This window comes from Lysinibacillus fusiformis (assembly GCF_002845985.1).
In the GTDB taxonomy this organism is placed as follows: Bacteria; Bacillota; Bacilli; order Bacillales_A; family Planococcaceae; genus Lysinibacillus; species Lysinibacillus fusiformis_D.
The window spans coordinates 122,894-143,205 of record NZ_PDFK01000001.1 but is presented as its reverse complement, the minus strand read 5'-3'; the positions used below and the strand labels follow the sequence as shown (position 1 = coordinate 143,205).

Genomic DNA, 20,312 nt, shown 5'->3' with positions numbered 1-20,312 from the left:
ATTGGGATGGAAGCTATATGAAAATCGCATTGATTGCACATGATCGTAAAAAAGACAATTTAGTACAGTTTGCTATTGCTTACAAAGATATTTTACTTGAACATACGCTATATGCTACTGGAACAACGGGACAACGTGTCATTGAAGCTACTGGTTTAGAAGTCACACGTTTTCGTTCGGGGCCGCTTGGTGGCGACCAACAAATTGGTGCTATGATTGCCAATAACGATATGGACATGGTTATTTTTTTCCGTGATCCATTAACAGCACAACCACATGAGCCAGATGTTTCTGCACTTATCCGTCTTTGTGATGTTTACCAAGTGCCACTGGCAACAAATATGGGAACAGCAGAAATATTATTAAAAGGCCTACAAGAGGGCTTTGTGGATTGGAGACTGATACAAGAAAGACGTAACTAATAAAAGACGTGATTTAGAAAGGATGATCATCGAATGAAAAAGCTAAAAATCGGCATTACCTGTTATCCTACAGTTGGTGGCTCTGGTGTCATTGCAACAGAATTAGGCAAAATGCTTGCAGAAAGAGGACATGAAATTCATTTCATCACCTCAAGCGTACCATTTCGATTGAATAAAATTTATCCAACCGTCTTTTTCCATGAAGTCGAAGTTAATAATTATTCAGTGTTTCAATATTCTCCATACGATATTGCATTAGCGAGTAAAATGGCAGACGTCATTAAGGATGAAGAGTTGGATGTGTTGCATGTGCATTATGCCATCCCACATGCGGTATGTGCGGTATTAGCACGTGAAATGAGTGGTCGAGATGTTGGCATCGTCACAACCCTTCATGGCACAGATATATCGGTGCTTGGGCAAGATTCTACGTTGTCACAAGCCATTAAGTATGGAATTGATAAATCTGATATTGTGACAACGGTGTCACATGCATTAAAAGAACAAACCTATGAATTGATTGATACAGTAAAACCAATTGAAACGATTTATAACTTTGTGGATGAGCGTGAGTACTATCCTCGTAATTCAGGAAATTTAAAAGAGCAATTTGGTATTCAAGAAGATGAAAAAGTGCTTATTCATGTGTCAAACTTCCGTAAAATTAAGAATCTTCCGGATATTATAGATGCCTTTATGAAAATTCGGGCTAATATGAAGGCGAAACTCTTATTGGTAGGAGATGGTCCAGAAAAGCATCGTGTCATGGATCAAGTAAAGGAAAGTCTGTATATGAAGGATGTTTTATTTTTAGGGAAACAGGAAAATTTAGCAGAATTATATGCGATTAGCGATATGAAACTACTACTTTCACAGCAGGAATCGTTTGGACTGGTTTTATTAGAAGCAATGGCTTGTGGCGTACCTTGTATTGGGTCAAATGTAGGCGGTATACCAGAAGTTATTGAACATGGTGTAGATGGCTATATTGTGGAATTAGGGGACACAGATGCAGTTGCAGCGTATGCGACCCATTTACTGCAGGATGAAGAGCTATTATTGCGTTTCCGGGAAGCGGCCATCCGTGCAGTAGATAACAAATTCCACTCATCTAAAATTGTTGAACAATATGAAAAAATGTATGAGAAGGTTGCGGAAAGAAATCATGCAAAACAATAAAGAATGGCAGGCAGCCTATTCAGTCATTGAACAACTAGAACAGGCTGGCTATGAGGCAGTTATTGTGGGTGGCGCTGTAAGGGATACTTTACTTAATCGCCCAGCTCATGATGTAGATGTTGCTACAAATGCCTTGCCTGAAGAAGTGAAATCGGTATTTCCACGAACTGTAGATATTGGGATTCAGCATGGGACGGTACTTGTTATCGTACCCGCTGGACCTGTTGAAGTGACTACCTATCGGACAGACGGGGAATACACGGATCACCGTCGTCCAGAAAAAGTACAATTTGTACGTTCACTGCAAGAAGATTTACAACGTCGAGACTTTACGATGAATGCCATTGCAATGCGTCTTGATGGCTCTTATGTGGATTATTACGGTGGTTACCAAGATATTGAAAAGCATATGATTCGAGCAGTAGGAGATGCACAACAACGTTTTTCAGAAGACGCTTTACGCATGCTGCGAGCGGTACGCTTTTCAGCACAGCTTGATTTTGCCATAGCAGCAGATACAATGTCTGCGATTCAAACTAGAGCATCTGATATTGCTTTTATCGCAAGGGAACGGATCAAAGCAGAGCTCGATAAGCTATGGGTAGGACAAGCAGTTTTTGGTGGTATTCAAAAATTAGAGGAAAGTGGTTTGGCTGCCTATTTACCAGGTGACTTTCAGGCTGAGTATTGGCGTGGCTTTCATACAGAGGACAAGCTCTTGGGCTGGGCTTATTTTGCCTTACTGCAAGGGACAGATTGGCGAGAGATAGTGAGAGATTACCGCCTATCTAATAAAGAAATGGCGTTTGTCAAATCGGTTTTGAGCGCATATGAAGCGTTAAAAGAGGGATGGACAAATACCCATTATTTTATGTACACAGCACAAGAGTTAGAGGCTGCCCAATATTTTGCACGGCTTCGCCAATTGGACGCAGCGCTACCACAGCTGTCTATTCGAGAATTACAGGCAATGCTGCCCATTCAGCAAAAGCAAGATTTAGTGGTGAATGGGGCGGATTTATTAAAATGGTCTGGAAAAAAGGGTGGACCATGGCTAAAAGATGCATTGGAGGACATGTTGAGCGCTATTATTCATCATGAACTCCAAAATGATCGACAACAGATTAAAAACTGGCTAGAGCAGCACTATTTCTAGGAAAGCGGGGCTGACTTATGGCTAACACAATATACAACAAGCAGCCGTCTCAGAAACATGGGACGGCTTTTATCTTTGGTGGTCATTTAGACTGATTTACAGTATGATAAAGACAAAATAGGTTACATAAAAAATAGCATAGTTGACTAAAGGATTGATGTGAAGATGACAATTTCCATGAAAGACGAAATTTTAAAAAGAATACTGGCTGCTGATGGTGAAGCAGTTTCAGGTCAGGAATTAGCAGATTCTTTGGGTGTCTCTCGGACGGCTGTCTGGAAGCATATGCAGACATTGCAGGAGGAAGGGTATACATTTGAAACCATCAAGAAAAAGGGGTATGTATTGACGGGTGTACCTAATAGCTTGAATCCAACCCAAATTGAGCTCTTTTTAAAGACAGCGCATTTTGGACGTGAAATCCATTATTATGATGTGGTAGATTCTACACAAACGATTGCGCATAAGCTAGCTCAAGAAGGAGCCCCACACGGTACGATCATTATTGGTGAGGAACAAACAGCGGGGCGTGGCCGTATGGCGCGTCCTTGGGAATCTGCACATGGTACTGGGATTTGGATGACCATTATTGTACGACCTGATGTTACCCCCCAACAGGCATCCTCCTATACACTTGTGGTGGCAGTAGCAGTTACAATGGCTATCAAAACATTATATAAGCATGTAGAACCAGCCATTAAATGGCCCAACGATTTATTAATTAATGGCAAAAAATGTACAGGTATTTTAACGGAGATGCAGGCAGAGGCTGATCTTGTGCAAGCTTTACTTGTTGGGATTGGCATAAATGCGAACCAAGCAGAGGCTGATTTTTCACCTGATATAGCAGATATAGCTACTTCATTACGATTAGAGGCTGGAGAAGAAATCAACCGCGCAGCCCTTGTGGCATCTATCTTGCACTATTTAGAACAATTTACAGAGTTATATGTGAAAGAGGGCTTCGCGAGTATCAAAACGCTATGGCAGCAATTATCCTGTACAATTGGTCAACGTATAGAGGTGAAGACATTACGTGAACGTTTTGAAGGGATTGCTAGTGGAATTACAGATGATGGTGTTCTACAGCTTACTCAGGACAATGGGATAATCCGAACGATTTATGCAGGGGATATCAAAATATTATAGAAAAGAAGCTGCAAGGAATTTTTCTTGCAGCTTCTTGAATTCAGCTTTACTTCAGTGATACATCTAAATCACCATGTGATAAGGAAACATGCAGTTGATGGTCACCATTATTTACTTGCGTCACCTTGCCACTTTGTTCTTCACCATCCATCGTAATATCACCGAAACTAGTTTTTAAGTCATAGCCTAAATCACTTTGTTTGTTTTGTAAGTGAAGTGTCATATCACCAAAGCTAGAAGAAATGGTGGATTGACCATTTAATGTACCATCTATAGTGATGTCACCATGCTCACTTTCAATGCTAATGCCGTTACTAGCATATTGTTGGAGCGTCAAATCACCAAAGGACTGTGTAATCTCTGTTTTGTCACCAGTCGTGTTAGTGAAGGTAATATCTCCGTAATCTTGCATGAGTTGAAGCTCCTCATAATGTAATCCACGAACAGCTGTATCACCAAAATCACTGTCTATTACAACTGACTCTACTTTTGTATCTTTCGGGACATAGAGCTTGATAGAGGGAGAAGAAAAGTTATTAAAGCCAAATTGAAAACCATCCCTTTTCTTCGCCTTTGTTTCAATCGTTAAAACACCATTGTCTATATGATAGGTTACGTCTTGCTGCTCAAAGACCTGTGTCTCTAATCTATAGTCATTATCTCTCGCAATAATTTCAATATCTCCATAGTCATTCACTATATTAATACTTATAAACGTATCTAACTCATGTGATTGACTCACTAGATTTGTATGGCTTGGGACGTGAAGACCGTCGGCATCTTTGAAAATAAGCCAGCGACCGCCCGAAAAATAACCAACCAATGCAAGTAAAATACCTAATGCAATCATTGTCATGGCGATAAGGGTATTTTTGGATGTCATTTAGAAGCCCCCTTTCCGTTTTTTCGTTATTTTGTGGAATAGTCTTCCTAATGCTTCAACAGAAACAAGAACCGTTTTCTTAATAAAACGTGTGACAAAAGGAAAGAGTAGGACACCTAAGCCCGTTACAACCAATCCCGCACCCATAAAGAGCAGTGCAGTAGGCCAATGCTCTGTTAAAATCAAGAAGCCTGAAATAAGGGCTACGATGCCACCAGCAAAAATACTAATGACTGTCGCGATAATAGCCAGGATCAAGCTGACGATGACTGCGCCGAATGAAAAAATAAGTGCAATAGCTGTTGCCAGTAATGGCAGTGAAAGTGGCGCAGACAATATGGCTAGAATAATGAGCCAAATGGCTGACATATTCTTTTTCGTTGATTTGGCTGAGGAGGTTTCCAAATCCTTTAGTGCGAAATCAGCTAATATTTGTGAGGCGACATGAGAAGGGGAGCCAAGTTGCGACATGACCTGTTGCTCATTTTCCTCTCCTGCTTCCGCAAAGTATTCTTCATAATAAGTAAGTGCAGCATCTAACTCATGCGCAGGAAGCCGACGTAATTTTCCTCGTAGCTGTTTCAAATAGCTTGCTCTATCCATCTAAATTCCCTCCTAAAAGTACACAATCAACCTTTTCCTTATACACTTGCCATTCTTTTAATAGCTCTAATAATCGTATACGTCCTTGCTCTGTAATTTGATAATAGCGTCTATTTCTACCTTGATAGGGCTGATCGTATGTTGTTAAGTAATGTGCTTTTTGTAAGCGGCGTAATACTGGGTACAGTGTAGACTCCGAAATCTCCATGACCGATTGTACTTGCTGTGTTAAAGAATAGCCATAGGCGTCCTCTTTATCGACGATAGCCAATACACAAGCATCAAGTAAAGCTGAACCAAGCTGAAATGTCATCTCTCCACCTCACATATAGTACCTATACTTCATTTTATATTATATGACGTATAGTATGTGGATAGTATATGACGTATAGCATTAATTGTCAATTCTAATGAAAGATAAATTTTACCAATGTCGTTAAACGATGATATTGTAAAAAAATAATATTTGAAGATTAGTAGGAGAATCTGTTATAGTATGAGCTGAAGGGCAGTATCCATTGTGAACGGCACCTTCAAAAGCGCAAGATCCCATATTAACCAATATCTGCCTTGATCTTTTTAGACAGGGACGGAAGAAAACGATACGTTCAAATAGCTTTCTTTTTGTAAGCTATTGCCTCTTGATGAGGTTTTTTCCAATGAACGAAACACTACCCTTCTGTCCTTTTTCGGTACAGAGGGGTTTTTCTGTTTTCTTCCCTTAAAAAAGGAGGACTACAACATGAAAACGGCGACAGATTTTTTAAAGATGAAAGCAGCAGGCGAAAAAATCGTAATGGTGACGGCCTATGATTATCCGGCTGCTACATTCGCTGAAGACGCTGGTGTCGATATGATACTGGTCGGTGATTCACTTGGAATGGTCGTGCTTGGCTATGATTCTACAATGCCAGTGACTGTAGCGGATATGATTCATCATGCTAAAGCGGTTCGACGTGGAGCAAAGGATACGTTTATGGTCGTGGATATGCCATTCGGTTCTTATCATGGCGATGTCAATGAAACATTAACAACAGCCATTGCGATGATGCAACAAACTGGGGCTGATGCCTTAAAGGTAGAGGGAGCGGGTGAGGTTATTGCTGTCATTCGTAAATTAACATCAGCTGGTATTCCTGTTGTTGCTCATTTAGGTTTATTGCCACAGTCAGCAGGGGTGCTAGGCGGTTATAAAGTACAAGGAAAAACGGCTGAACAGGCTGCCACGTTAATTGAAGAAGCAAAACAATGCGAAGAAGCGGGTGCTTGTGCAGTCGTATTAGAATGTATCCCTCACCAGCTGACTGAGGTTGTCTCCGCTAGTTTAATGATTCCGACCATTGGCATTGGTGCAGGAGTAGAAGCTGATGGACAAGTGCTGGTGTATCATGACATGTTAAGCTACGGCTCACATCATGTGCCGAAGTTTGTTCAACAATTTGCCGATATGGGCAAAGAAGCAAGCGCTGGCATGGTTCGCTATGTTGAAGCTGTGAAAGCAGGTACTTTCCCTGCACCAAAGCATTTCTTTACGATGAAAGAAGAAGCATTAGATAAGTTATATGGGGGCGTCCAAGCATGAGAGTCGTAACTACCATACAAGCATTAGCTGAAGAAATAAACGCAGCCAAGCAGGCTCATCAAACCATTGGACTTGTTCCGACGATGGGCTATTTACATGAAGGTCATTTAACATTGGCACAAACAGCTCGTGCTGAAAATGATGTAGTCGTTATGAGTATATTCGTCAACCCAACACAATTTGGACCAAATGAAGATTTTGAAAGCTATCCTCGTGATTTACCTAGAGATACTGCATTGGCACAGTCTGTTGGTGTTGATATTATGTTTGCACCAAGTGTGGAAGAAATGTATCCCCACGATGGTGGCATCCGTATACAGGCTGGTGAGCAAGCAACCATTCTTTGTGGTGCGAGTCGTCCAGGCCACTTTGATGGCGTGTTACAGATTGTCTCGAAATTATTTCACTTAGCACAACCAACTCGGGCTTATTTTGGACAAAAGGATGCACAGCAAGTTGCCATTATTGCAACGATGGTACGTGATTTTAATTTCCCATTAGAAATACGTGTTGTCCCAATTGTCCGTGAGGAAGACGGTTTAGCGAAATCTTCTCGCAATGTCTATTTAAGTGAGACAGAGCGACAGGAGGCCCCAGCCATCTATGAAGCATTACAATTGGCACGTGATAGCTTTCTAGCGAATGGTGATGCTGTGCGTGCACTGGCTAAAGCAAAAGCTCATATTCATGCACGAACGCATGGTCAGATTGACTATATCCAAATATTAGCTTACCCAGATTTAACACCCGTGACTGCTACGACACAGCAAGCTCTGTTGGCAGCAGCTGTCTATATAGGTAAAACACGCTTAATCGATAATTGTATCTTTACTGTGAAAGAAGGACTGTAAATATGTTACGTATGATGATGAATAGTAAAATCCACCGTGCAACAGTGACACAGGCGGATTTAAATTACGTCGGCTCCATAACAATTGATGAAGATATTTTAGATGCAGTAGGTATGCTAGCAAATGAAAAAGTACATGTCGTGAATAATAATAATGGTGCTCGTTTTGAAACATATATCATTGCTGGTGAACGAGGTTCAGGCGTAATTTGTGTGAATGGTGCAGCAGCGCGACTTGTGCAACGTGGTGATATTGTGATCATTATTTCCTATGTCTATGTGGATAATCATGAAGCCAAAGAGCATAAACCAACAGTGGCCATTATGGGAGAGGGCAATACTATTAAAGAAATGATTGCACATGAGCCAGAAGCAACAGTGATGTAGTGAAGTGAGTAGCATTCATTAAGATGGACGCAGCAATTTATAATTTGATATTAGATAGGAGGATGGCAAAGTATAGCCGATCCTCCTTTTTTCTGTATTCGTATCCATTACAAAAGTTTTGGAAAAATTTTTCCTTTCTTATTATTAAACTAGTTTTAAGATTATAATTTTGTAAAAAAATTCGAATGTTCTAGTATTTTGTGTCATATTTATGTAGAATTTAGTTGTTAGTACATCATTTTACTAGTGGAGGTATCATTTGTAATGGAAAATAAACGTAACAAATTTTTAACAGCAACTGCCGCAGCGTTAGCTGTAACAGCGGTAGCAGTAGCACCAGTATCGGCAGCAAGTCCTTTTTCAGATGTAAAAGAAAGTCATGCAGACTTTGATGGCATCGCTACTCTTTATGCAGCGGGGATTATTAGCGGATACCCAGATGGTACATTTAAACCTGATACAAATGTCACACGTGGACAGGCTGCTAAAATGATTGCAGGTGCCTTAAAGCTGGATACGAAAGATGTTGAGAATCCTAACTTTACGGATATTGGTGCATCCAATCCATATTATGGTTCCATTGCAGCGCTTGTAGAGCTAAAAGTTATTTCAGGCTATGGGGACAAAACATTCCGTCCAAACCAAACAATTACACATGGTGATTTAGCAAAAATCTTGTCGTCTATTCCAACATTACCAGAGCTAGAAAGTGTAAAAAACCATGCGGCTAGCGAAAATGTTACACGTGGACAGTTAGCAACTGTGATTGCAGAAGCCCTAACAAAATCAACGCCAGAAGATGGATTTACTTTATCAATTTTACATGTAAATGATACACACGCTCGTGCAAATGAACTACCTAAATTAGCAACAGCTGTAAAGGAGCAACGTGCAGCAAAGGAGAATGTTCTAACATTACATGCTGGTGATGCATTTAGCGGTACACTATACTTTAACGAATTCCATGGACAAGCAGACTTAGCATTATTAAATGAAATCGGCTTTGACGCCATGGTATTTGGTAACCACGAATTTGATTTAGGTTCATCACCTGAAGGCCATCAAGCACTAGTAGACTTTATTAAAGGTGCTAAATTCCCATTTGTGGATGCCAATACAGATTTCTCAGCAGATGACAAATTCACTGGTTTATTTACAGATTTAATTTCAAGTGAGCCTGAAAACGGTAAAATTTATTCAGGTATCGTGAAAGAAATCAATGGAGAAAAAGTGGGTATTTTCGGCTTAACGACAGAAGAAACGAAAGATATTGCTTCTCCAAACAAAGTGAAATTTACAAACTATATCGAGGAAGCGGAAAAAGCAGTGGCTGCCTTTGAAGGAATGGGCGTCAACAAAATTATCGCTTTAACACATATCGGTTATAATGATAACCCTAATGTGGATAATGATATTTTACTAGCACAAAACGTACCAGGCATTGATGTCATTGTTGGTGGTCATGATCATACAAAATTAGAGGAACCATTTGTAGTTGACACAAACACGGTTGGCGAAGCAAAAGATGCTACATTAATTGTACAAGCAAATGAGTATGTAAAATATTTAGGTACACTCGATGTAACATTTGATGGAGATGGTGTTGTCACAAAGTATAAAGGTGAATTAATTGACCTTGGTAAAGTAGCGGAAGATAAGAAATTAGTGAAGCTGCTTGCACCGTATAAAGCAAAAGTAGATGAAGTGAACAACAAAGAAATTGGTGTAACACTGAAAGAAGCATTAGCCAACCCTCGTTCAAGTGAAACTAGTCTTGAAAGTGTGCGTAGCAATGAAACAGCTCTAGGTAATATTATTACTGATGGTATGTTAGCAAAAGCACAAAAATTTACAGATAAAACAGTTGTAATGGCATTGCAAAACGGAGGAGGTATCCGAGAAGCAATTCCAGCAGGTAATATTACTGTTGGTCAGGTTATTACAGTCTTACCATTTGGTAATACATTAGCATTAATGGACGCAACTGGTGCTGAGCTAAAAGCTGCGTTTGAAGTATCATTGAAAAATGTACCGAATGAAAATGGTGGCTTCCTGCACATCGCTGGGGCAAAATTACAATATGATTCATCGAAAGAAGCAGGCTCACGTGTTGTATCTGTGGAGTACTTCGACAAAGCGACAGGTAAGTACGTTCCGTTGCAGGATGATAAACGGTATACAGTAGCAACGAATGCATACACGGCTAAAGGTGGAGATGGCTTTGATATGTTTGCAAAAGCATATGAAGAAGGTCGTGTTACAGATTTAGGCTTGTCTGACTGGGAAAACCTTCAAGAGCAATTACTATCCCTAAAAGAAGTGAAAACAACAACAGAAGGTCGTATTGTTGACCTAGCTAAAAAACAATAAACTTCTGATTGATTAGGTAAACAGGTAATCGTATTTTCTTTTACGCAACCTTAGGGGCTTCCTCTAAGGTTGCGTTTTTTGTATGGATGAAGCGGCTCACCGAAGGAGGAGAAAGGATGCCGTAAAGACAAATCTATGATAAAATTCAACTTATCTAATGTGAACTGTGAGTTGAGATGTATGATGGAAAGTCAAAAATATGCAATTGTAGATTTGGAGACAACTGGTCATTCACCAGCAAATGGAGACCGGATGATTCAAATCGCGATTGTTATTATGAAAGATTGGGAAATTGAGCGTACCTATACGAAGTTCATTAATCCAGGAAAAACCATTCCATCTTTCATTCAAGATTTAACGCATATCACGGATGAAGATGTTAAGGATGCCTTACCATTTGAGGCACATGCGGATTACATATATGAACTCTTAACTGATTGTGTGTTTGTCGCACATAATGCAGATTTTGACTTATCCTTTTTACAAGCAGAATTTAAACGTGCCGGACTATTGAAGTGGCAGGGTAAAAAAATGGATACGGTGGAGCTAGCTAAAATTTTGTTTCCGATGTCCCTCAGCTTTAAGCTAGGGGATTTAGCAGCAGATTTAAATATCGAGCTAGCCAATGCACATCGAGCAGACGACGATGCTCTTGCTACGGCAGAGCTATTCAAATATTGCTGGAAGGAGCTGTTAAATCTCCCACAGCTAACGCTAGAGCAGATGCACAAGCGTTCATTTCGCATGAAATCAAATATTGCTCAGCTTTTTTTCGAGGCATTACAAATTAAACGTCAGCATCTGACAGGTCATGAAAATGTGCATTATTACCGCAATTTTGCCATTTGTAATGGTCGTAATCAGCATGAGAATGAATCACAAACGATGGACTATCCGCAAACGGTGGATGAAAAAAAGGCATTAATGGCAAAGGCACTCCCAAATTTTGAGGTAAGACCTGCACAATTTGAGATGATGGACACGATTTGGCAGGCATTACATGAACAAAAAGAGTGTGTGATTGAAGCTTCTACAGGTATTGGCAAAACCGCTGGCTATTTACTTCCTGCGATTTTGTATGCACGAGCTGTCCATAAAAAGATAGCCATTAGCACCTATACTTCTCATCTACAGGAACAGCTTGTAGAGGAAGAGCTACCTAAGATTGAAAAAATTCTTGGGACAAAAGTGAATTTATGTGTGCTAAAGGGAATGCAACATTACATTGATCTGGAACGCTTTGAGCAATGTATGGCCCATGCTGATGAATCCTATGATGATACATTTACTATTTTACAAATACTCGTTTGGCTGACAAAAACAGAGACAGGTGTGTTAAGTGAGCTCAATGTTTCTGGTGGCGGCCAACTGTTTTTAGAGAAAATCCGCAAAATACCGAGTGACAAGCCTTCAAAGGGCTTTGATTTCTATGAACGAGCGTTAAAGAATAGCACTGTTGCGGACTGTATTGTGACGAATCATGCCATGGTATTGAGCGATTTAGTGCGTCAAACACCGCTCTTTACACAAATTGATGGCTGGATTATGGATGAGGCACATCAATTTATTCAGGCAGCAATGCAGCAAGATGAGGTTGTCTTCTCCTATACACAATGGAAGTATATTTTCGGCCAAATCGGCACGATGGAGGACAGTGCTTTATTTCAACAGTTTTGCCAGGCAGCAAAGAAAAAACAGCGAGTAGCTATGCAAAATTTACAGCGACTGGATGCACAATTTATCCGTCTACAACGAACATTTGATGAAACAATTCAGCAAGCGATTCAAAAAATGCAACAGCAAGTTAAAGGGAAGCAAACTGGTAGTAAATGTACCTTGTTTTTAGAGGATGTTTCATTGGCGAAAGAGCCATTTGCACTAGTCAGTAAACTGACACAGCAATGGTTGGATCTAGCTAGTGGAATTACGCAGGCTTTCGAAAATAATATCGAGCAATTAGATAAAAATGACCTTTTTGTATTGTCTGAATGGCAGTATTGGATTCGAGAAGTGAAAATAAAAATTGCAGAATGGGAAGATATTTTTCTCTCCCCGCAGGACGGCAATTCTGTTTGGTTAGAATTTGATGTACGAAGTGTTCCAGGCAGTCTCCATGTCTTTAAAAAGCCCGTCAATGTCACACCAATTATTGAACAAGTGTTAGCACCTCTACGTCAGCAAGCAAGTATTGTTTGGACATCAGGTACATTAACGGTACCTGGCAATGAACGTTTTATTACACGTCAGCTAGGCATCTCAAATGAAGTCAAAGTTATGAAACTACAAGCACCACCAGCCTATTATGCGGGCGCTAAGGCATTTATTGTAACTGATATGCCAGATATTCAGCATGTCAGCCAAGAAGAATACATTGAGGCTGTTGCCCATGCTATTACACGGACAGTTCGTATGACAGAGGGGCGTTGCTTTGTGCTCTTTACGGCACAGGATATGCTACGAAAAACGGTCGAGCTTATTCAAGATAGTGAGCTTTTAGATGACTATATGCTTTTTGCACAAGGTGTGACAGGCGGTAGCCGTATGCGCATTTTAAAATCATTCCAAAAATTTAGCCATGCCGTGCTTTTTGGCACAAATAGCTTTTGGGAGGGTGTGGATGTGCCAGGGGATGCCCTTGCCTCTGTCATTGTCGTACGCCTACCATTTTCTTCACCAGAAGAGCCCGTCTTTAAAGCGAGAGCAAAGCATCTAACAGCTCAAGGCCGTAATTCCTTTACAGAGCTTTCCTTACCAGAGGCCATTATGCGCTTTAAGCAAGGCTTTGGTCGATTAATTCGTTCTTCACAAGATAAAGGTGCGTTCATTGTACTAGATCGTCGTATTACTAGTAAGTCCTATGGAAAAGAGTTTATTAAGGCATTACCGCCCATCGACGTAAGGAAATTACAGCTACCCGAATTGTTAAAAGAACTAAATCATTGGCAAAAATAACAGTAACCCCTTTTAGCATAAGCTAGAAGGGGTTTTACTATTGTATTGAGGGGTTTGATAATATTATTTTGCTATCATAATCACTGTTGCTTATTTTTATTTTACACATAAAAAAAGGTTGGCGTTTCGAACAATCTCAGTAATATAGTTCATGACGATTTCCGTTGCTTGTTGAACATCATAGCCATTATTGGGTTTATTACAGTGCTCATTTGGCAACGTGTAACGAAAGAAAAACGACAAGAAATTGCCTTCCAACGTAAGCATGCAAAGGAACAGGCGCTTACTTAATGTAGTTTGATTTGAAATAACATGAAAAGACGTCAGGACAAAGCGATTGTTTTGGACGTCTTTTTTGTATGCCCCTATTGCGTCCAACGAGACCATAATAGCAAGATTGAGGACGAAATAAGTGGAGAATTCCTGATAATATGAGGTCAATCAAACAGTATGGAGGCTTTCGCTATGTCAAAAATTCAGGAATTCAATGATTTACATTGTTCACAAGAGCTGTTGTTTTTAGGAAATGCTTGGGATGTATTATCGGCATTAGCATTAGAAAAAGCAGGTTTTCAGGCGATTGGCACAACTAGCTGGGGTATAGCGAATTCATTAGGCTATGCTGACGGTGAATGGATAGACTTTCAACACCATCTAAATATTATTCAAGCTATTGCAGAGCAGGTGAACATCCCCGTATCTGCGGATATTGAAGCGGGGTATGGTCATGATGAACAAAGTATTATCGACAATGTGTTAAGAACAGCTGATGTTGGAGTAGCAGGAATTAACATCGAGGATTCCTTTAAAAAGCAAACTGGATTAAGAAATATAACAAAACACTGTCACCTGCTAGCAAATATGAGGGCAAGGCTAGATAATCATGGCTATAAAGATTTCTTTATTAATGCAAGAACAGATATGTATTTGCTGCTAAAGCATCCGTTCGAGGAAACCATGATGAGAGCACAAGCTTATAGCGAGAGCGGAGCAAGTGGGGTCTTTATCCCAGGCTTAATAGATATCAATGAAATAAGTGCTATCACAAGCAATGTAGATGCACCCATCAATCTTCTTTCTTTACCAGGATTAACAAATTGCCAACTATTAAAAGAATTAGGGGTAAGGCGTTTGAGCTTTGGCAATGCACTTTCAGATAAAATCATTGCCTATTTATCACAGCATGCTGCACAATTAGTAAAAGACCAAGATACTTCTTCTTTATATGTGTAATCTATGAAATCGAGGTGGTTCATTCGTGGACAATCCAATCAATTTATCCTTTGAGGAAAAGTGGGAAAAAATCATAGCATGTGATCAAACCTATGATGGGCTATTTTATACGGCAGTTAAAACCACTAAAATATATTGCCGTCCTTCCTGTAAATCAAGAAAACCGAAAAAGGTGAATGTTGAATTTTATGAAGATATTCAAGAAGTAGAAGCAGCCGGGTATCGTGCATGTAAACGTTGTCAGCCTGAAATAGAACATTCACCACATACCCAATTGATTAAAAATATTACAGCATTTATCATCAACGAGTATAAACAAAAGCTGACATTACAGGATATGGCGGCGCATGTCGGCATCAGTCCATTTCATCTTGAACGATTATTTAAACAAGAAACAGAAGAGACTCCCAGAACATATCTAGAAAAAATAAGAATTGATAAAGCTGCCCACTTATTAAAGCATACAGATGCTACAAATTTAGAAATTTGCTATGAAGTAGGATTTCAAAGTCCATCCAATTTTTATAAAGTTTTTCGACGGTTGAAAAATTGTTCACCTACACAATATCGACACCTTTCATAGAAAGGAGACCTATTATGAATTGGATAAATGCCGATTGTTATGTAGTCATCGAACCACCAAAAGAATTCAATTATATGGAATGTTTGCTGTTCTTAAAGCGCTCCAATCAAGAAAATTTGCATCATATAAAAAAGGACACACTCTGCAAATTATTAAAGATAAATGAACGGCTTATTTTATGTACCGTCACCGAGCAAGACAATAAAATAAAAGTATCCTTTCTGATGAATCAGCCAGCTGTCCATGAACGAGCAATCATCGTACAATATATAACAGAGTGGTTTGATTTAAACAGGAACTTACAGGACTATTACCAGATGGCTGAACAGGATCCCATCTTATGTTCACTTACGAAAAAATATAGTGGATTACGTTTAATCGGAATTCCTGATTTATTTGAAGCATTGGTGTGGGCTATTATTGGACAACAAATCAATTTAACATTCGCTTATACGTTAAAAAAACGATTTGTAGAACATTTTGGAGAGCATGTTCACTTTAAGGGACAAAGCTACTGGCTCTTTCCGACACCAGAAAAAATAGCAGCCATTCAGGTAGAGGACTTGAGAAGCCTTCAATTTACATTGAGGAAATCAGAGTACATTATTGATATTGCGAAAAGTATAGCAAATGGCCAATTGACAAAAGACTTATTGCGTCAAAAAGACGGCTACGAGGGCATGAAAAAAAGTTTAATGGCTATTCGAGGCATTGGTGCATGGACAGCCGCCTATGTGTTGATGAAATGTTTACAAGAGCCATCTGCTTTCCCCATTGCGGATGTTGGATTGCATAATGCAATAAAAACACAATTAGCATTAGAGCGAAAACCAACGCTTGAGGAAATTCATCACTATGCGAAACATTGGCAAGGCTGGCAAGCTTATGCCACCTTTTATTTATGGAGGTCACTATATGAAACGGTATAAATTAGATTACAAATCGCCCATTGGAATTATTGAAATCGAAGGTAGTGAAACAGCTATTGATGGGATTAATTTTGCAGAGCGAGGGGAGATTGTCAATATCCCTCAACAAGATACTCCTCAAGTGCTACTAACATGTGCTAAGCAATTGCATGAGTATTTTATTGGTGAACGTCATGCGTTTTCATTTCCCTACACCTTTAAAGGTACTGATTTTCAGCAAGCAGTTTGGCATGCCTTACCTAGTATAGGCTATGGTGAAACAGCTTCTTATAAAGATATTGCAATGGCCATTAATAATGAAAAAGCTGTAAGAGCTGTCGGTAGCGCCAATGGCAAAAATAATATAAGCATTGTTGTTCCTTGCCATCGAATTATTGGCTCTAATGGAACGTTGACAGGGTATGGTGGCGGGATGTGGCGCAAAGAATGGCTACTTCAGCATGAGCAAACCTATAAAAATCCATCCAAGTAATGTTCGTTCATCGTCGTACCTTTCTTTGTGATAATAGCATCACTGCAATTCCATGCTGTATAAAAAAGTAGTTATTGCAAAAAATAAGACCGTCAAAATGGCGGTTTTAATGACTAGTCTTTGTCATTTTATCGCTTCTTATGACATCTCCCTGCTGAAAATTCAGCTTGGAGTAAAGACGATAAAGGAGGTGTACGCATGAGCGTGCTTTATAGAATTGCCTTAGTATTAGTCATTATAGGTGCAATCAACTGGGGACTCATTGGATTCTTTAGATTTGATTTAGTTGCTTATTTGTTTGGTGGACAAACTGCGGTCTTATCTCGATGGATATATGCCCTTGTTGGACTTGCGGGTCTAATCACCATACCAATTCTTGTGAAGCGATTTGAAGACGAGGATGATGTAGATACATTCACTCGTATGGACAGAAATCCTAGCTATGGCATGGAGGCTGGGGAGGAAGCGGATTTCACTGAAGTAACAAAGACAGAAGTGAAAAAAGTGGAGAAAAAAGAGAACGACTAATCAATCTGCAAAAACTGGTGACCAATTTGGTTCGTCAGTTTTTTTATATAGAGCAAAAACATTCGCATGGCTCCTTTAAGAAGCAACACGAATGTTTATTTTAGTGATTAGTCTTGATTACTCGGAAAAGCAAAGGATGAGGTTACATCATTTCCTTGTTCCACCCATCTTTCTGATATGGTTTTCGTTTTTGTGAAGAAACGTACTTGGTCAGGGCCAAACATATGCCCTTCACCGAATCTTGAACGTTTCCAGCCACCGAAATTGTGATAGCCTACTGGAATAGGAATGGGCACGTTGACACCTACCATTCCAACTTCAATTTCAGTGGTAAATTTCCGAGCAGCCGCACCATTGTTTGTAAAGATTGTCACACCATTCCCTAATTCATGGGCATTAATAAGAGCAATTGCCTCATCCAATGTAGCTACTCGAACAATATTCCGTGCAGGTCCAAATACTTCTTGCTCATAAATTTCCATCCCAGGCTTTACGTGATCGAGTAGGGTAGGACCCAAGTAGAAACCATTCGATTGCTTGGCGATATTAGGATTTCTTCCATCACAGACAATTGTAGCACCTTCTTCCACGCTACGATCGATAAAACCAATAATGGCATCCTTGGACTGCTGTGTAATAACTGGTCCAAAATCGACTTCGGAGTCTGTATACGGACCCACTTTTAATTTGGCAATTTTATCAGCAAGAATACTGACTAATTTATTGGCTGTATCCTCACCTACAGGAATAATAGTTGAAATCGCCATACAACGCTGAGAGGCAGCTCCAAAGGCAGCACCTAGAAAGGCATTGGCAACGTGCTCTAAGTCAGCATCTGGCATAACCACCATATTATTTTTACCACCACCTAACGCTGTCACACGTTTCCCATGTTTAGAGGCTGTGGCATAAATAGCTTCTGCGACGGGTGTAGAGCCGACAAAGGAAATTGCTTCAATGGCTGGGTTGCATAACAGCTCATTGACAGCCTCTTTATCGCCATTAATGACAGTCCAGACACCATCTGGTAAACCAGCTTCTTTCCATAGCTCTGATAAAAATAGAGCGGAGCAAGGAACACGCTCTGATGGCTTTAAAATCACACAATTTCCTACGGCTATCGCCATGCTTGTAATGGCTAGTGGAACCATGGCAGGGAAATTAAATGGCGAGATAGCCGCCACTACGCCTAATGGTACTTTCATCGAATAGGCATTGATATGACCACCTACATTAACGGAATATTCACCTTTTAGTAGATGTGGGGCATTAATAGCTAAATCTACTGACTCTAAACCTCGTGTAATTTCGCCTTTTGCATCCTCCATTGTTTTGCCACTTTCAGTACAGATCATATCGATTAACTCATCCATATTTTCTGTTAATAGTTGGCGAAACTTTAGGACGATTTCTGCTCGTTTCCCAATAGATAAAGCACGCCAAGCTGGGAAGGCAGCTTTGGCAGCAGTAATCGCTTCCTGCACCTCCGCTGTTGTTGCTAAAGGAACACGAGCGATGACAGTGCCAGTACTTGGGTTGTGAACATCTGATAACTGGCCACTTTTCCCTAAAATCGTTTGTCCTTTGATAAAATGACCTAGCTCTTTTATGTCGGTATTCGTTACCATCTAGCTATTCCTCCTAAAGTTTAATAGATTGTAATGCCTGCACAAATTTTTCAATAATAAAATCTTTCTCATCTGAGGAGATAATCAGTGGCGGAGATAATGTCAATACATTATTGAAACCTGCAACGGTTACACCATTTTTCCCAATGATTAATCCGAGTTCCTTACATTGCGCAATCACTTTGTTTACAAGCGTAACATCGAGTGGTGTTTTGCTGTCTTTATCTTGAACAAGCTCAACGCCAATCAATAAGCCTTTCCCACGAATATCCCCAACATATGGATGTTCCTTTAATTGCTCCTGTAAGGTAGCCAGAAGTGTTGCTCCTAGCGAAGCGGACTGGGCAAATAAATCTTCCCGCTCCATTATTTCAATATTTTTTAGTGCTACGGCACATGCCGCTGGTGATCCACCGAATGTGTTGACATGGCGGAAAAAGTCATATTCCTCACTCCCTGCAAAAGCCTCATAAATTTCACGGCGAACAGCTGTAGCTGACAGAGGCATATAAGCACTTGTTAAGCCTTTCGCCATTGTCACAATATCAGGCTGGATGCCGTAATTTTGAAATCCAAAAGCTTTGCCAGTACGTCCAAAACCACAAATTACTTCATCGACAATAAGCAATGCACCATGCTTTTCACAAATAGTTTTGACCCCTTGTAAGTAATGGTCATGGGGCATAAGCACGCCACCACCAGTGATGATCGGCTCCATAATGATAGCTGCAATGGAATCGGACATTTCCCATGTCATAATATGATCAATCGCTTGAACGGATGGTAATGCACAAGGGTCCTTACTTTTAATATGGTCTTCATTTGCACGATACGTGTCAGGCGGTGTGACATGAAGAAAACCAGGTGCCAGTGGCTCATATTTATATTTTCGCTGAGCTTGTCCAGTAGCTGCCAAAGCACCCATTGAGCTCCCATGATAGGCACGATAACGAGAGATAATTTTCGTTCGATTGGCATGACCTTTTTGTTGATGATATTGTCTAGCGATTTTGAAGGCAGCCTCATTTGCTTCAGAGCCACTATTGGAGAAAAAGACGACATAATCATCTTCTAAAAGCTCACTAATTTTTTCGCTTAATTTAATGGCAGGGATATGCCCTACAGATAATGGTGTATACGTATTTTCAAGCAATTGCTCATAGGCAACTTTGGCAATGTCCTCTCGTCCATAGCCAACATTCACACACCATAAACCAGCCATAGCATCTAAATAGCGTTTTCCTTCAATGTCGGTAATCCATGCTCCTTTAGACGATTGGACAATCATCGTTGCATTCGGATTGTATGGCTTCATAGAGTGCCAAACAAATTGTTCATCTTTCACTTGCCAATTTGGGCTTGTTACATTAGTCACGAAGCTTCACTCCCTCTGTATAGGTGGTTGA

The 20,312-nt window shown here is 40.1% G+C and carries 20 protein-coding genes; 15 read left to right on the top strand and 5 right to left on the bottom strand.

All coding sequences use genetic code 11. The annotated features are described in order from the left end of the window. Positions 1-17: 17 nt before the first annotated feature. From mgsA to CRI88_RS00795, 4 genes are all read left to right on the top strand, one after another. Positions 18-422 (top strand): methylglyoxal synthase, encoded by a 405-nt coding sequence (gene mgsA / locus CRI88_RS00810; protein ID WP_036124530.1) that lies wholly within the window; start codon positions 18-20, stop codon positions 420-422. 33 nt (positions 423-455) lie between these two features. Next, positions 456-1,601, top strand: a complete 1,146-nt coding sequence (gene bshA / locus CRI88_RS00805) for an N-acetyl-alpha-D-glucosaminyl L-malate synthase BshA (RefSeq protein ID WP_101966333.1) — start codon at positions 456-458, stop codon at positions 1,599-1,601. Continuing rightward, positions 1,588-2,757, top strand: coding sequence for a CCA tRNA nucleotidyltransferase (locus CRI88_RS00800; RefSeq protein ID WP_036124526.1), 1,170 nt, complete (start codon positions 1,588-1,590; stop codon positions 2,755-2,757). The genes bshA and CRI88_RS00800 overlap by 14 nt, the downstream gene beginning before the upstream one ends. Before the next feature lie 165 nt (positions 2,758-2,922). Next, a complete protein-coding gene (locus CRI88_RS00795) occupies positions 2,923-3,906 on the top strand; it encodes a biotin--[acetyl-CoA-carboxylase] ligase (RefSeq protein ID WP_058844259.1) in 984 nt (327 codons plus the stop codon). Between the two features lie 46 nt (positions 3,907-3,952). Here CRI88_RS00795 and CRI88_RS00790 read toward each other — a convergent pair whose 3' ends face one another. The 3 genes from CRI88_RS00790 to CRI88_RS00780 are packed head-to-tail and all read right to left on the bottom strand — an operon-like array spanning position 3,953 to position 5,705. Next, positions 3,953-4,789, bottom strand: a complete 837-nt coding sequence (locus CRI88_RS00790) for a DUF4097 family beta strand repeat-containing protein (protein ID WP_058844260.1) — start codon at positions 4,787-4,789, stop codon at positions 3,953-3,955. Further along, positions 4,790-5,392 carry a DUF1700 domain-containing protein gene (locus CRI88_RS00785; RefSeq protein ID WP_036124520.1) on the bottom strand — a complete coding sequence of 201 codons (603 nt, stop codon included), beginning with the start codon at positions 5,390-5,392 and terminating at the stop codon, positions 4,790-4,792. It lies immediately after the preceding gene. After that, positions 5,385-5,705, bottom strand: coding sequence for a PadR family transcriptional regulator (locus tag CRI88_RS00780; protein ID WP_036124518.1), 321 nt, complete (start codon positions 5,703-5,705; stop codon positions 5,385-5,387). Before CRI88_RS00780 ends, CRI88_RS00785 begins: the two co-directional genes overlap by 8 nt. 429 nt (positions 5,706-6,134) lie before the next feature. On the opposite strand from CRI88_RS00780, the gene panB reads away from it, so the two are divergent. The 11 genes from panB to CRI88_RS00730 all read left to right on the top strand — a co-directional run bounded on the left by panB (position 6,135) and on the right by CRI88_RS00730 (position 17,278). After that, a complete protein-coding gene (gene panB, locus CRI88_RS00775) occupies positions 6,135-6,974 on the top strand; it encodes a 3-methyl-2-oxobutanoate hydroxymethyltransferase (RefSeq protein ID WP_101966332.1) in 840 nt (279 codons plus the stop codon). Next, positions 6,971-7,825 carry a pantoate--beta-alanine ligase gene (gene panC, locus CRI88_RS00770; RefSeq protein WP_036124514.1) on the top strand — a complete coding sequence of 285 codons (855 nt, stop codon included), beginning with the start codon at positions 6,971-6,973 and terminating at the stop codon, positions 7,823-7,825. Before panB ends, panC begins: the two co-directional genes overlap by 4 nt. 2 nt (positions 7,826-7,827) lie before the next feature. Beyond that, entirely contained in the window at positions 7,828-8,211 is a 384-nt protein-coding gene (panD, locus tag CRI88_RS00765) for an aspartate 1-decarboxylase (RefSeq protein WP_036124512.1), read from the top strand. A 264-nt stretch (positions 8,212-8,475) separates the two neighbouring features. Then, complete coding sequence (locus CRI88_RS00760; protein WP_036124509.1) at positions 8,476-10,581, top strand: 5'-nucleotidase C-terminal domain-containing protein; 2,106 nt, start codon at positions 8,476-8,478, stop codon at positions 10,579-10,581. Between the two features lie 180 nt (positions 10,582-10,761). Then, positions 10,762-13,533: an ATP-dependent DNA helicase DinG gene (gene dinG, locus CRI88_RS00755; protein ID WP_058844263.1), complete on the top strand. Its 2,772-nt coding sequence runs from the start codon at positions 10,762-10,764 to the stop codon at positions 13,531-13,533. A 168-nt stretch (positions 13,534-13,701) separates the two neighbouring features. Next, a complete protein-coding gene (locus CRI88_RS22670; RefSeq protein ID WP_256375536.1) occupies positions 13,702-13,824 on the top strand; it encodes a hypothetical protein in 123 nt (40 codons plus the stop codon). Positions 13,825-13,998: 174 nt separating this feature from the next. Continuing rightward, positions 13,999-14,766, top strand: coding sequence for an isocitrate lyase/PEP mutase family protein (locus CRI88_RS00750; RefSeq protein ID WP_089933280.1), 768 nt, complete (start codon positions 13,999-14,001; stop codon positions 14,764-14,766). A 25-nt stretch (positions 14,767-14,791) separates the two neighbouring features. Next, entirely contained in the window at positions 14,792-15,349 is a 558-nt protein-coding gene (locus CRI88_RS00745; protein WP_036125187.1) for a bifunctional transcriptional activator/DNA repair enzyme AdaA, read from the top strand. A 14-nt stretch (positions 15,350-15,363) separates the two neighbouring features. Further along, entirely contained in the window at positions 15,364-16,278 is a 915-nt protein-coding gene (locus tag CRI88_RS00740; protein ID WP_089933275.1) for a DNA-3-methyladenine glycosylase family protein, read from the top strand. Then, complete coding sequence (locus CRI88_RS00735) at positions 16,265-16,750, top strand: methylated-DNA--[protein]-cysteine S-methyltransferase (protein WP_089933272.1); 486 nt, start codon at positions 16,265-16,267, stop codon at positions 16,748-16,750. The genes CRI88_RS00740 and CRI88_RS00735 overlap by 14 nt, the downstream gene beginning before the upstream one ends. A gap of 198 nt (positions 16,751-16,948) precedes the next feature. Beyond that, on the top strand, positions 16,949-17,278 hold the full coding sequence (locus tag CRI88_RS00730) for a DUF378 domain-containing protein (RefSeq protein WP_036125191.1): 330 nt from the start codon (positions 16,949-16,951) through the stop codon (positions 17,276-17,278). Between the two features lie 107 nt (positions 17,279-17,385). On the opposite strand, the gene CRI88_RS00725 is transcribed toward CRI88_RS00730, so the two are convergent. After that, complete coding sequence (locus CRI88_RS00725) at positions 17,386-18,906, bottom strand: CoA-acylating methylmalonate-semialdehyde dehydrogenase (RefSeq protein WP_101966331.1); 1,521 nt, start codon at positions 18,904-18,906, stop codon at positions 17,386-17,388. A gap of 13 nt (positions 18,907-18,919) precedes the next feature. Then, the gene (locus CRI88_RS00720) at positions 18,920-20,281 is read right to left on the bottom strand and encodes an aspartate aminotransferase family protein (RefSeq protein ID WP_101966330.1); all 1,362 of its coding nucleotides are present in this window, start codon (positions 20,279-20,281) and stop codon (positions 18,920-18,922) included. Positions 20,282-20,312 lie beyond the last annotated feature (31 nt).

Coding starts and splice junctions, on each gene's coding strand:
- mgsA (WP_036124530.1), top strand. CDS start 18: ATGAAAATCGCATTGATTGCACATGATCGTAAAAAAGACAATTTAGTA.
- bshA (WP_101966333.1), top strand. CDS start 456: ATGAAAAAGCTAAAAATCGGCATTACCTGTTATCCTACAGTTGGTGGC.
- CRI88_RS00800 (WP_036124526.1), top strand. CDS start 1,588: ATGCAAAACAATAAAGAATGGCAGGCAGCCTATTCAGTCATTGAACAA.
- CRI88_RS00795 (WP_058844259.1), top strand. CDS start 2,923: ATGACAATTTCCATGAAAGACGAAATTTTAAAAAGAATACTGGCTGCT.
- CRI88_RS00790 (WP_058844260.1), bottom strand. CDS start 4,789: ATGACATCCAAAAATACCCTTATCGCCATGACAATGATTGCATTAGGT.
- CRI88_RS00785 (WP_036124520.1), bottom strand. CDS start 5,392: ATGGATAGAGCAAGCTATTTGAAACAGCTACGAGGAAAATTACGTCGG.
- CRI88_RS00780 (WP_036124518.1), bottom strand. CDS start 5,705: ATGACATTTCAGCTTGGTTCAGCTTTACTTGATGCTTGTGTATTGGCT.
- panB (WP_101966332.1), top strand. CDS start 6,135: ATGAAAACGGCGACAGATTTTTTAAAGATGAAAGCAGCAGGCGAAAAA.
- panC (WP_036124514.1), top strand. CDS start 6,971: ATGAGAGTCGTAACTACCATACAAGCATTAGCTGAAGAAATAAACGCA.
- panD (WP_036124512.1), top strand. CDS start 7,828: ATGTTACGTATGATGATGAATAGTAAAATCCACCGTGCAACAGTGACA.
- CRI88_RS00760 (WP_036124509.1), top strand. CDS start 8,476: ATGGAAAATAAACGTAACAAATTTTTAACAGCAACTGCCGCAGCGTTA.
- dinG (WP_058844263.1), top strand. CDS start 10,762: ATGATGGAAAGTCAAAAATATGCAATTGTAGATTTGGAGACAACTGGT.
- CRI88_RS00750 (WP_089933280.1), top strand. CDS start 13,999: ATGTCAAAAATTCAGGAATTCAATGATTTACATTGTTCACAAGAGCTG.
- CRI88_RS00740 (WP_089933275.1), top strand. CDS start 15,364: ATGAATTGGATAAATGCCGATTGTTATGTAGTCATCGAACCACCAAAA.
- CRI88_RS00735 (WP_089933272.1), top strand. CDS start 16,265: ATGAAACGGTATAAATTAGATTACAAATCGCCCATTGGAATTATTGAA.
- CRI88_RS00730 (WP_036125191.1), top strand. CDS start 16,949: ATGAGCGTGCTTTATAGAATTGCCTTAGTATTAGTCATTATAGGTGCA.
- CRI88_RS00725 (WP_101966331.1), bottom strand. CDS start 18,906: ATGGTAACGAATACCGACATAAAAGAGCTAGGTCATTTTATCAAAGGA.